Genomic DNA, 12094 nt, shown 5'->3' with positions numbered 1-12094 from the left:
TATTGATGGGTTTGCTCGCCGCCTTGCTTTGGGGCGGCACGGATTTTCTGGTGGGATTGAACGCCCGCGCAGTCGGCGTTAAACGCGCTGTCTATTTCGGTCAAGCGCTGGGCTTCAGCATCATGAGCCTGTTGCTGATCGCTTTTCCTGCCTTCATTCTCAAATCGATGTCGGCATCACTCGATGTCTGGCTGATCGGCATTCTCGCCGCGGTGTTGACCGTGTCCGGAGCGCTGGCCTTGTCCAAGGCGTTCGCGCTCGGCAAGGCCTCGATCGTCGCGCCGTTGGTGACTTCTTATGGCGTGGTCACCACGTTGCTGTCCTGGGCGGGCGGAGAAAAGATCAGCCTGATCCAACTGCTGTGCATCGCGCTGTGCGTGCTCGGGGTCATCCTCTCCAGCATCCACTCTGACTCGAAACTTCCACACACCACTCAGGCCAGCAGTTCGATTACCTATGCATTGTTGGCGGCGGTTTTTTATGGCACCAGTTTCTGGCTGCAAGGCCGCTTCGTTCTTCCGGTGCTGGGTCCGGTCACGATGCTTTGGCTGGCCTATCTGGTTGGGCTGATCGTGCTGGTTGTCATGGTGTTGAAGATCAAGGATGGCTTGAAAATCCCACCGTTGAAAAACTGCATGACGTTAACAGGCGCCAGCCTGATGAACCTCGGTGGGTTCTCTTCATTTGCCTGGGGCGCGGTGGCGGGATCGGTTTCCGTGGTGACGGTGATCAGCACGCTGTCTGGCGGCATTGCGGCGATTTTGGGTTACGTGTTTTTCAAGGAGCGACTGGTGAAGGTGCAGGTGCTGGGTGTTGTTTTGGTCCTGACAGGGGCGTTAGTCCTGCATCTGAAAACCTGAAACTGACGCCCACAAAAAAGCCGCCCTCAAAGGGCGGCTTTTTCATTCGCTAAATCCAAGCCTTACAGCTTAGGCCCAGCAGCCTTGATCGCGTCGCTCACTTCAAACTTCTTGAAGTTCTCGACAAACAACCCGGCCAGAGCCTTGGCAGCTTCATCGTAAGCAGCCTTGTCAGCCCAGGTGTTACGTGGGTTCAACAGGCCAGTCTCAACGCCCGGTACTGCCAACGGCACGTCAAGGTTGATGGTGTCGAGGTGCTCGGTTTCAGCACCGATCAACGCGCCGCTCTGGATCGCTGCAATCACGCCACGAGTGGTCGGGATGTTGAAGCGTTTGCCAACGCCGTAGCCGCCGCCGGTCCAGCCGGTGTTGACCAGGTAGACCTTGGAGCCGAAACCGCGGATGCGCTTGATCAGCAGCTCTGCGTATTCGCCGGCCGGACGCGGGAAGAACGGTGCGCCGAAGCAGGTGGAGAAGGTCGACTTGATGCCGCTGCCGGAACCCATTTCAGTCGAGCCCACCAGAGCGGTGTAGCCGGACAGGAAGTGGTAGGCCGCTTGTTCTTCGCTGAGGATCGAGACTGGCGGCAGGACGCCGGTCAGGTCGCAGGTCAGGAAGATCACAGCGTTTGGCTCGCCACCGAGGTTCTTCTCGGAACGCTTGGCAACGTGCTCCAGCGGGTAAGCGGCGCGGCTGTTCTGGGTCAGGCTGACGTCGGCGTAGTCGGCGTGCTTGGCATCATCGATAACGACGTTTTCCAGGACTGCGCCGTGCTTGATGGCTTTCCAGATGACCGGCTCGTTCTTCTCGGACAAGTCGATGCACTTGGCGTAGCAGCCGCCTTCGATGTTGAAGACAACGCCTTCGCCCCAGCCGTGTTCGTCGTCACCGATCAGGTAACGGCTTTCGTCGGCGGACAGGGTAGTTTTACCGGTGCCCGACAGACCGAAGAACAGGGTCACGTCGCCCGCTTCACCGATGTTGGCAGCGCAGTGCATTGGCAGCACGTCGACAGCCGGCAGCAGGAAGTTCTGCACCGAGAACATGGCTTTTTTCATTTCACCGGCGTAGCGCATGCCGGCGATCAGCACTTTCTTCTGGGCGAAGTTGAGGATCACGCAACCATCGGAGTTGGTGCCATCACGCTCTGGAACGCATTCGAAGTTGGCGACGTTGAGCACTTGCCACTCATCACGGCCAGCCGGGTTGTACTGGGCCGGGTTGATGAACAGGCAACGACCGAACAGGTTCTGCCAGGCAGTCTGGGTGGTCATTTTCACGGGCAGGTAGTGATCGGCAGACGCACCTACATGAACGTGGGAAACGAAATGCTCTTGCGCATTGTTGAAGGCCTCGACGCGGTCCCACAGGGCATCGAACTTGTCGGCCGGGAACTTGCGGTTGATCGGGCCCCAGGCAATGGCGGCCTGAGTGGACGGCTCTTCAACGATGAAACGGTCGACTGGCGAGCGGCCGGTACGGTGACCGGTGCGAACAACCAGCGCGCCAGTGTCGGCAAGCTCGCCTTCACCGCGATTCAGGGCTTCTTTAACCAGATCATCAACACTCAGATCGGTGTACACGGCGTTATTGGCTTGCGTCATGAGGTTCCCCGTCGGCCAGTGGCCGAGTGCTCCAAACGTTTTGTAGTAGAAAGTCGTGCACTACTACCGCGAAAAAAGTGGGCCGGATTATGCCAGAAAAGCCCAAAAATAGTAGGGCCCTCCCGTCAGAACGGCGTTATTCCGGCGCGGAGCAGTGAATTTACCTGCGCTGAACCGTTTTAGTGACGGGTATCTGACGGCGTATCGACACCCGCACCAGCGAACAATTGGCTGATATCGGCGGCATCAAACAGGTAGCGCTGGTTGCAGAATTGGCAATCGATCTCGATATTGCCGCCGTGCTCGATGACCAACGCTTGCGCGTCTTCCATCCCCAGACTGACCAGAGCATTGCCTGAACGTTCGCGCGAGCAGCTGCAACGGAAACGCAGTCTCTGCACATCGAACAGGCGCACTTGCTCCTCGTGATAGAGGCGATGAAGCACGGTTTCGTTGTCCAGGCTCAGCAATTCGTCAGCGGTCAGGGTGCTGCCCAGCGCGGTGATGTGCTGCCAACTGGCGTCGCGCTCTTCCTGGTCTTTCAAGCGGTCGGCAGGCAGTTGCTGCAGCAACAGGCCACGGGCACGACGGCCATCGGCGTACAGCCAGAAACGGGTGCCGACCTGTTGCGACATCACGAAGTAATTAGTGAAGCACTCCGACAGGGTTTCGCCATCCAGATCAACAATGCCTTGGTAACGCTGGCCTTGGGTCGGGTCGATGGTCAGCGCCAGTACGCCGTTGGGCATCAGGTCAGCAAGGGTCGCGTCGGGGGCAATCTGGTCGGCTTCATAACGGGCCAGACCACGGATTTCGCGCTCGCTGGAGCACTCGATCATCAGCAGCGGAATGGGGCCGTCGGAGCGGGCCTGAAGAATCAGCAAGCCATCGAACTTCAAGGTGCCAACCAGCAACGACGCGGCCGCCATCAGCTCGCCGAGCAGTTGCGCTACCGGCTCCGGGTACGAGTGTTTGGCGAGCACTTCGGCGTAACTGCGCTCTAACGAAACCAGCTCGCCGCGGGTGTCGCTGTCATCAAAGATGAAGCGTTGGGTGTAGTCGGTATCCGGTAGCTCGGTCATAGGTCTGGGTTCTGAAGTAATGACAAATGGTTACAAAACGTGAAATTTGCGCCTGTGCAGCACCACTTGGTGCGCGATGTTCAGCCATGGGAGGCATTTTATGAACAATCGGGGTTTGTTCCAAGCAAGGTGGAACCTGCGCCGGTTGGCTTTGTGCAAATTTGTGCCTCTGACGCTGTTGGCCTTCTGGTTATGGCTTACGGCTCAGATGCTGTGTTTGATTTTCGACGAGCGGCTACATCACCTGTTGAATGCGCCGCTGGGCAGTTACCCGATATGGCTACGCATCTGGGCGATTGCAAGTCTGCGCCCATTAGATGTGGTGCGTAGTGGCTGATTCCGGGGTGCTGCCGGCGAGTGCTACGCACTCGATCGCGAGCAGGCTCACTCCCACAAAGGACTGCGCAATACCTGTGGGAGCGTGGCTTGCCCGCGAAAGCGTCAGCCCAGTCGACACAGAAACATCTGCCTCACTCGTCGTTGCTACTACCACGAAACTTGAACAAATCCCGCCGCTGTTTCTTGCTCGGCTTGCCGTCGGTGCTCACGCCCAACGCGCCGGCCTTGCGCATGGCCGCGGCCGCTTCGCGCTTGGCGATGCTGGCATCGGTCTCCGCGTACAACGTCTGAGCCTCAGGCGCGCCACGGCGCACAATCGATAGCGCCTGAACCACCACCGTGCGTTCCTCGAACCCCACACGAATCTGAAACTCGTCGCCGACCCTCGGCTCCTTGCCCGGTTTGCAGCGCTCACCCCGGCAATGCACCTTGCCGCTTTCAATCGCCGCCTTGGCCAAGGCACGTGTTTTATAAAAACGCGCGGCCCACAACCACTTATCGAGACGGACCTTGTCGTCCTCTTCCTGTTTTTGTGCCATATGAATTCCTCTTTCCGCCTGTAGTCGGAACTGTACTACCGTTTCTGTCGGGCGCAAGAACTCGGCCCTCCAGATAGACTGTGATCTTGGCCGGCTCACCGGCATGGAGTGATCGAGTGACTATATTCCCGTCTTCATTGACCTCGCCGCAGGGCGGTTGCCAGGGCTGTCAGCAAAGCGAGCCGCTGGGCTTCGATTTTTCTTTTGCCTACCAACCGATCGTCGATCTGCGCGACCGGTCGATTTTTGCTCATGAAGCGTTGGTCCGCGGCGTTGCCGGGGAAGGCGCCCTGTCCGTGCTCGACCAGGTCAACGAGGAGAATCGCTACCGCTTCGACCAGCTCTGTCGGATGCGAGCGATTGAGGGTGCGGCCAATCTAAACATGCAGACACACTTGTCCATCAACTTCATGCCCAACGCTGTCTACCGCCCGGAGCTGTGCATTCGCAGCACCCTGGAGGCCGCGAAAAAACATAACTTTCCGATCAACCGTCTGATTTTTGAAACCCTGGAAAGCCAGCACGTAGATAACTATCGCCATTTGACTAATATTCTGCGTGAATACCGCGAATTCGGCTTCATGACCGCCATCGATGATTTCGGCGCGGGCTACTCGGGGCTCAATCTGCTGGCTGATTTCCAACCGGACCTGATCAAACTCGACATGGCGCTGATCCGCGATGTCGATCGCGACCGTGTTCGTCAGGCTATCGTTCGAGGGGTTGTCACAATCTGTGCGGAGTTGAACGTTACAGTCATTGCCGAAGGCATCGAAAGCGCCGGAGAACGGGATTTCCTGGCGGACTGTGGAATATTTCTGATGCAGGGTTACTGGTTCGCCAAGCCTGCATTCAAAGCGTTGGCCCAGGTAACGCCTGAGGCCTGGACGCGTTAATCGCCGGTTTTTTCCTATTGAAGACATTTGACCATTTGACCGTTATCGGTCTGCGCGAGTGGGTGGCGCTCCCGGATCTGGGAGTCGCGGGCCTGCGCGCAAAAATCGATACCGGTGCCAGTACCTCAAGCCTGCATGCCACCGACATCGAGCCGTTCGAGCGCGACGGTGAAAGCTGGGTGCGCTTCACCGCGCACCTTGGCACGGTGGTGCAGTTGCGTCATCGACGCTGCGAGGCGCCACTGGTGACGCGCAAAACCATTAAAAGCTCCAACGGTCACGCGCAGATGCGCTATGTGGTCAGCACCACACTGGCCCTGGGTGATCGGGTATGGCGGGTCGAATTCACCCTCGCCTGCCGCAAGTCCATGCGTTATCGCCTGCTCCTCGGTTCCAAAGCCCTGATCGACGGCCAACTGGTGGTCAATCCGGGTATCAAGTATGTACAAGACAAGCCGGTGTTCCCGGTATCTACCTCTTCCACAGGTGTTGCATGAAGATCGCTGTGCTGTCGCGGAACCCGCGTCTGTATTCCACTCGTCGTCTGGTCGAAGCCGGTACCGAGCGTGGCCATGAAATGGTGGTGATCGACACCCTGCGCGCCTATATGAACATTGCCAGCCACAAGCCGCAGATCCACTACCGCGGCAAGCCGCTGGAGGGTTTCGACGCGGTGATCCCAAGGATCGGTGCCTCTGTAACGTTTTATGGCTGCGCGGTGTTGCGCCAGTTCGAAATGATGGGGGTTTTTCCGCTCAATGAATCGGTGGCCATCGCCCGTTCGCGTGACAAGTTGCGGTCGCTGCAATTGCTCTCGCGCCGGGGGATCGGTTTGCCGGTGACCGGGTTTGCGCACTCCCCGGATGACATTCCCGACCTGATCGACATGGTCAACGGCGCACCGCTGGTGATCAAGGTGCTGGAAGGTACGCAAGGCATCGGTGTGGTGCTGTGTGAAACAGCGACGGCGGCAGAGTCGGTGATTGAAGCCTTCATGGGCCTGAAGCAGAACATCATGGTTCAGGAATACATCAAGGAAGCCGGTGGCGCGGACATTCGTTGCTTCGTGGTCGGCGACAAAGTGATCGCGGCAATGAAGCGCCAGGCCAAGCCTGGAGAGTTCCGCTCCAACCTGCATCGCGGCGGCAGCGCCAGCCTGATCAAGATCACCCCGGAAGAACGCATGACGGCGTTGCGTGCGGCAAAAGTCATGGGTCTGGCGGTGGCGGGTGTGGATATCCTGCGCTCCAACCACGGGCCGCTGGTGATGGAAGTGAACTCGTCGCCGGGACTGGAAGGGATCGAGACCACCACCGGGAAGAACGTGGCGGGGATCATCATTGAGCATCTTGAGAAGAATGGCGGGCCGAATATGACACGCACCAAAGGCAAGGGTTAACGTGCCGATCGTTCCCACGCTCTGCGTGTGAATGCCTCAACGGACGCTCCGCGTTCGGCTTTGAATGGGACGCGGAGCGTCCCGGGCTGCATTCCCACGCGGAGCGTGGGAACGAGCGGGTTAGACGGCATCCCGCGGCAGCATCAACCCAAGCGGCAACCGCACCCGAGCTTCGAGACCACCACCCGACCGATTGCGCAACTCAACATTCCCGCCATGCATCGAAGCAATCCGCTTCACAATCGCCAGGCCCAACCCTGTCCCCTTCCCGCCCCGGGCACGATCACCTCGAGTGAACGGGTTAAAGATCGCTTCCAATTCAGAGGGGTCAATCCCCGCCCCACGGTCCATGACGCTCAGCACCACGTACGGCGCGCTGGTATCGCCAGACACATAAGCTGCCACCTCAACCCCGCTGCCAGCATGGTGCAACGCGTTACCGATCAAATTGTTCAGCAACCGCTTCATCGACACCCGGCGCAGCGGAAACGGCTGGATCGGTTCCAGACGCAGCCGCACTTTTTCTTCGTTCTGGTTGTAGGGCGCAGCGACTTCACGCACCAGGTCGCTCAGGTCCACTTCCTCGACAGACTCGTCACGACCATCGCGGATAAACGCCAGGAACTGGTCGAGAATCGCGTCCATGTCCTCGATGTCGCGCACCATGTCGTCCGTCAGGTCGCTATGGTCGCCCATCAACTCCAGGGACAAACGCAAACGGGTCAGCGGCGTACGCAAGTCGTGTGACACCCCGGCCAGCATCAGTTCGCGCTCTCGGCCTGCCTGCTCGACGTCTTCAGCCATCTGGTTGAAGGCGCGATACACCTCGGTCATCTCGCTCGGCGTGTCGCTGATCGGCAGGCGCACGCTGCGACCCTGGCCAAGTTGCCTTGCGGCATACACCAGACGCTTCAACGGTTGATTGAGCTGGCTGACGAAGATCCACGCTGAAGCGGTGGACAGCAGGCCGATCGCGAGGAACCAGCCGAGCACGTTCCAGATTTTCTGGCCGCGCAACGGATGCGGGTACAGCGGCACTTTCAGCCAGCCATCGCCCAGGCTAGGCGCCCGAACCCACAGGGCCGGCGGTGAGTGCATGCGTAATCGCACTTCGGTGTCGGCCCCCAGCTCAGCCTGCATCTGTCGCTGATAGATCTCGCTGTAAGGCCAGTGTTGCTCGCCCTCCGGCACACCCGCGCCCACGACCCGGATCAGGGTGGCGGCATCAGCGATTTTTTCACGGTTTTTTTCATCGGCAGCCCAATAGGCGCGCAGCGTCAGGGCGACGCCGTGGCTGTATTGGCGGTCCACCAGCACGTCTTCGTTCATCAACAGATAAACCAGGGTCAGCGCCTTGGAGAACAGGACGACGATCAGCACCAGCCACAGGGTGCGGGAGAAGAAACTCTGGGGGAACCAAACGGGGGTTTTCATGGATAACCGCTACACACTTGCAGGAGCGAGCGATGCTCGCATATTGCGGATCGCGAGTCTGCGGACAATCGTCCGCCAGACCCGCTCCTACAAATCGCCGATCACTTGGTGGCGGCGCCATCCGGTACGAACACGTAGCCCACGCCCCAGACCGTCTGGATGTAACGCGGTTTGGATGGATCAGGCTCGATCATCCGGCGCAGACGGGAAATCTGCACGTCGATGGAACGCTCCAGGGCATCCCATTCACGGCCACGGGCCAGGTTCATCAGCTTGTCGCGAGTCAGTGGCTGACGCGCGTTCATGACCAGGGCCTTGAGCACCGCGAATTCACCGGTGGTCAGCATGTGCACTTCGTCACCGCGCTTGAGTTCGCGGGTGGCCAGGGACAACACGTAATCACCGAAGGTCACGTTTTCGTCTTCGCTGCCCGGCGCGCCCGGTACCGGTGCCGCCTGACGACGCAGGACTGCCTTGACCCGAGCCATCAGCTCATCCGGGTTGAACGGCTTGGCCAGGTAATCGTCGGCACCCAGTTCCAGGCCCTTGATGCGGCTCAGCTCATCGCCCTTGGCGGTGAGCATGATGATCGGGATCTGATTGTTCGCCGTGCGCAGTCGGCGGCAGGCGGTCAGACCGTCTTCGCCGGGCAGCATCAGGTCGAGGACGACCAGGTTGAACACTTCACGTGCCAGCAGGCGATCCATTTGTTCAGTGTTCGGTACGGCGCGGGCGCGGTAGCCCTTGCTGACGAAAAAGCGTTCCAGCAGGCTGCTCAGCCCTGGATCGTCGTCAACAATAAGAATTTTCTCGCCTTCAGCATTGTTTGCAGTGCTGCTCATTAGATGCTCCTTTGATCTCGGCGCGCATTATGGCGTAGCTGCCGTTATACGCACCGTGTGCATTGTTAGCAGATTTTTCCTTCACCGCCAGAAACCCGGCTCTCGCGCTGCCGCCTGCGATGCCCCCTGAATGATAGAACGCTGGTTATAATGCGCGGCCTTTTGTGTCAGGCAACGTCTGATCATGGCTGCAGGTCGCCTCTTTTTATTTTCATGGCGCCGGCAGTCATTGTTCGATTTCACGGGTCAACGGAATACCTGTTGATCCAGGTAGCGGCGCAGGCCAGGCCGCTCAACCAGACTCGCCGAGCCTTTATTTCTGCGGCCGCGAGCCTGCTTTCACAATTTGTCAGGTGGTTTTATGGACAGCATCAACAGCCGCATCGCCGAGGAACTCGGTGTACGCCCACAACAGGTCGAAGCGGCCGTCGCGCTACTCGATGAAGGCTCTACCGTTCCCTTCATCGCCCGCTACCGGAAAGAAGTGACCGGCAGCCTCGATGACATCCAGTTGCGTCATCTGGAAGAACGTCTGCGCTACCTGCGAGAACTCGACGAACGGCGCATCAGCATCCTTGCCAGCATCGAAGAGCAAGGCAAGCTGACCCCGCAACTCGAACGCGATATCAAACTCGCCGACACCAAGACCCGCCTCGAAGACTTGTACCTGCCGTACAAACAGAAGCGCCGCACCAAAGGCCAGATCGCCCTGGAAGCCGGCCTCGGCGAGCTGGCCGACGGCCTGTTCAACGACCCGAGCCTGACGCCGGACGCTGAAGCCGCACGCTTCGTCGACGCTGAAAAAGGCGTGGCCGATGTGAAGGCTGCCCTCGAAGGCGCCAAGTACATCCTGATGGAACGCTTTGCCGAAGACGCCGGTTTGCTGGACAAACTGCGCAGCTACCTCAAGCAGGAAGCGACCCTCAGTGCCCGCGTGATTGCCGGCAAGGAAGAAGAAGGCGCCAAGTTCCGCGACTACTTCGAACACGACGAGCCGCTGAAAAGCATGCCATCGCACCGCGCGCTCGCCATTTTCCGTGGCCGCAACGAAGGCATTCTGAGTTCGGCGCTGAAAGTCGGTGACGAGCTGCCGGGCACCATGCACCCGTGCGAAGGCATGATCGGCCAGCAATTCGGCATCCAGAACCAGAACCGCGCCGCCGATAAGTGGCTGGGCGAAGTGGTGCGCTGGACCTGGAAGGTCAAGCTCTACACCCACCTCGAAACCGACTTGCTCGGCGAACTGCGCGATGGCGCGGAAACCGAAGCGATCAACGTGTTCGCTCATAACCTGCACGACCTGCTGCTGTCGGCTCCGGCCGGCCCGCGCGCCACCTTGGGCCTCGACCCGGGCCTGCGTACCGGCTGCAAGGTCGCCGTGGTCGATTCCACCGGCAAGCTGCTGGATCACGCCACGGTTTACCCGCACGTGCCACACAACAAGTGGGACCAGACCCTCGCGATTCTCGCGGCCCTGTGCGCCAAGCACTCGGTGGACCTGATCGCCATTGGCAACGGCACTGCCAGCCGCGAGACCGACAAACTGGCCGCCGAGCTGATCAAAAAATACCCAGCGATGAAGATGACCAAGGTCATGGTTTCCGAGGCCGGTGCATCGGTTTACTCGGCGTCGGAACTGGCTTCCAAGGAATTCCCGGACCTCGACGTGTCGATCCGTGGCGCGGTGTCGATTGCCCGTCGCCTGCAGGATCCGCTGGCCGAGCTGGTGAAGATCGATCCGAAGTCCATCGGTGTCGGACAGTACCAACATGACGTGTCGCAGCTGAAACTGGCGCGCGGTCTGGACGCTGTGGTCGAGGACTGCGTGAACGCCGTGGGCGTCGACGTCAACACCGCTTCCGTGGCGCTGCTGGCGCGCATCTCCGGTCTCAACGCGACTCTGGCGCAGAACATCGTCAGCCACCGCGACGAGCACGGCGCGTTCAAAACCCGCGCCGCGTTGAAGAAAGTCGCTCGTCTGGGCGAGAAAACCTTCGAACAGGCCGCTGGCTTCCTGCGCGTCATGAACGGCGAAAACCCGCTGGATTCCTCGGCGGTTCACCCGGAAGCCTATCCGTTGGTGCAGCGCATTGCCGCTGAAACCGACCGTGATATTCGCTCGCTGATCGGCGATGCGAGCTTCCTCAAGCGTCTCGACCCGAAGAAGTACACCGACGAAACCTTCGGTCTGCCAACGGTCACCGACATCCTGCAAGAGCTGGAAAAACCGGGCCGCGACCCGCGTCCGGAGTTCAAGACCGCCGAGTTCCAGGAAGGCGTCGAAGAGCTCAAGGACCTGCAACTGGGGATGATCCTCGAAGGCGTGGTGACCAACGTGACCAACTTCGGCGCGTTCGTTGATATCGGCGTGCATCAGGACGGTTTGGTGCACATCTCTGCGCTTTCGGAGAAGTTCATCAAGGATCCGCGTGAAGCGGTGAAGGCCGGTGACGTGGTGAAAGTGAAGGTCATGGAAGTCGACATCCCGCGCAAACGCGTGGGTCTGTCGATGCGCATGAGCGACACACCGGGCGAGAAAATCGACGGTGCCCGTGGTGCGCGTCCGGGTTCAGCACCGCGCCAGTCCCAGAACACTGCACCGCGTAAAGAAACCACGGCAGCAGCCCCGGCCAACAACGCCATGGCTTCGCTGTTCGCCAACGCCAAGCAGTTGAAGAAGCGCTGATGGAGATTCCCGCCGGCCTGACCGAAAGCGCGTTTTTCAAGCTGCTGGGCTGTCGCTTGCACAGCCTGGAAACCGGGGTGGCGCAAGTCGCCCTGGCGCTTGAGCCAGAGTTGCGCAATCGCGGCGGCAAGCTGCACGGCGGGGCCTTGTTCAGTCTGGTGGACATTGCCATGGGGCTGGCCTGTTCCAGCACCCACGGCTTTGACCAGCAGAGCGCGACCATCGAATGCAAGATCAATTACATTCGCGCCGTTTCAGACGGTGAAGTGATGTGCACGGCACGGGTGATTCATCCGGGTCGCCGCACGCTGGTGGTCGAAGCTGACGTGATGCAAGGCGACAAACTCGTCGCAAAAGCACAAGGCACGTTCGCTGTCCTGTAGCTAGATGTCACTCATTTGAGGTAATTTCGG

Annotated in this window: 11 protein-coding genes and 1 pseudogene; 7 read left to right on the top strand and 5 right to left on the bottom strand. The window is 59.6% G+C overall.

The window, feature by feature from the left end:
• Positions 1–5 precede the first annotated feature (5 nt).
• Positions 6–860: an EamA family transporter gene (locus ACA072_RS01240; protein ID WP_497624930.1), complete on the top strand. Its 855-nt coding sequence runs from the start codon at positions 6–8 to the stop codon at positions 858–860.
• Positions 861–922: 62 nt separating this feature from the next.
• On the opposite strand, the gene ACA072_RS01235 is transcribed toward ACA072_RS01240, so the two are convergent.
• Together ACA072_RS01235 and hslO are read right to left on the bottom strand one after the other, a co-directional pair.
• Positions 923–2464 carry a phosphoenolpyruvate carboxykinase gene (locus ACA072_RS01235; RefSeq protein WP_497622593.1) on the bottom strand — a complete coding sequence of 514 codons (1542 nt, stop codon included), beginning with the start codon at positions 2462–2464 and terminating at the stop codon, positions 923–925.
• A 179-nt stretch (positions 2465–2643) separates the two neighbouring features.
• On the bottom strand, positions 2644–3546 hold the full coding sequence (hslO, locus tag ACA072_RS01230; RefSeq protein ID WP_497622591.1) for an Hsp33 family molecular chaperone HslO: 903 nt from the start codon (positions 3544–3546) through the stop codon (positions 2644–2646).
• 100 nt (positions 3547–3646) lie between these two features.
• Here hslO and ACA072_RS01225 point away from each other — a divergent pair.
• Positions 3647–3871, top strand: a pseudogene (locus tag ACA072_RS01225) (phosphatase PAP2 family protein); the annotation flags it as partial.
• 145 nt (positions 3872–4016) lie between these two features.
• Here the strand turns inward: ACA072_RS01225 and ACA072_RS01220 are convergent.
• The gene (locus ACA072_RS01220) at positions 4017–4424 is read right to left on the bottom strand and encodes an RNA-binding S4 domain-containing protein (protein WP_497622589.1); all 408 of its coding nucleotides are present in this window, start codon (positions 4422–4424) and stop codon (positions 4017–4019) included.
• A 116-nt stretch (positions 4425–4540) separates the two neighbouring features.
• Between ACA072_RS01220 and rimA the strand changes: the two genes are divergently transcribed.
• Genes rimA through rimK form a run of 3 tightly spaced genes read left to right on the top strand, consistent with a single transcriptional unit; the run spans position 4541 to position 6719 of the window.
• Positions 4541–5320 (top strand): S6 modification regulatory phosphodiesterase RimA, encoded by a 780-nt coding sequence (gene rimA / locus ACA072_RS01215; protein WP_497624929.1) that lies wholly within the window; start codon positions 4541–4543, stop codon positions 5318–5320.
• 17 nt (positions 5321–5337) lie between these two features.
• The gene (gene rimB, locus ACA072_RS01210) at positions 5338–5817 is read left to right on the top strand and encodes a retropepsin-like aspartic endopeptidase RimB (RefSeq protein WP_010464766.1); all 480 of its coding nucleotides are present in this window, start codon (positions 5338–5340) and stop codon (positions 5815–5817) included.
• A complete protein-coding gene (rimK, locus tag ACA072_RS01205; RefSeq protein WP_007949201.1) occupies positions 5814–6719 on the top strand; it encodes a 30S ribosomal protein S6--L-glutamate ligase in 906 nt (301 codons plus the stop codon). The genes rimB and rimK overlap by 4 nt, the downstream gene beginning before the upstream one ends.
• Before the next feature lie 120 nt (positions 6720–6839).
• On the opposite strand, the gene ACA072_RS01200 is transcribed toward rimK, so the two are convergent.
• Positions 6840–8153: an ATP-binding protein gene (locus ACA072_RS01200; RefSeq protein WP_497622587.1), complete on the bottom strand. Its 1314-nt coding sequence runs from the start codon at positions 8151–8153 to the stop codon at positions 6840–6842.
• Positions 8154–8254: 101 nt separating this feature from the next.
• Positions 8255–8995, bottom strand: coding sequence for an osmolarity response regulator transcription factor OmpR (gene ompR / locus ACA072_RS01195; protein WP_497622585.1), 741 nt, complete (start codon positions 8993–8995; stop codon positions 8255–8257).
• A gap of 361 nt (positions 8996–9356) precedes the next feature.
• Between ompR and ACA072_RS01190 the strand changes: the two genes are divergently transcribed.
• Together ACA072_RS01190 and ACA072_RS01185 are read left to right on the top strand one after the other, a co-directional pair.
• Entirely contained in the window at positions 9357–11681 is a 2325-nt protein-coding gene (locus ACA072_RS01190; protein WP_497622584.1) for a Tex family protein, read from the top strand.
• The gene (locus tag ACA072_RS01185) at positions 11681–12064 is read left to right on the top strand and encodes a PaaI family thioesterase (protein WP_008019061.1); all 384 of its coding nucleotides are present in this window, start codon (positions 11681–11683) and stop codon (positions 12062–12064) included. Before ACA072_RS01190 ends, ACA072_RS01185 begins: the two co-directional genes overlap by 1 nt.
• Positions 12065–12094 lie beyond the last annotated feature (30 nt).

The sequence above is a fragment of the Pseudomonas sp. LBUM1656 genome, assembly GCF_059716065.1.
The sequence above is the reverse complement of the archived record's forward strand: the minus strand, read 5'-3'. Positions and strand labels throughout refer to the sequence as shown.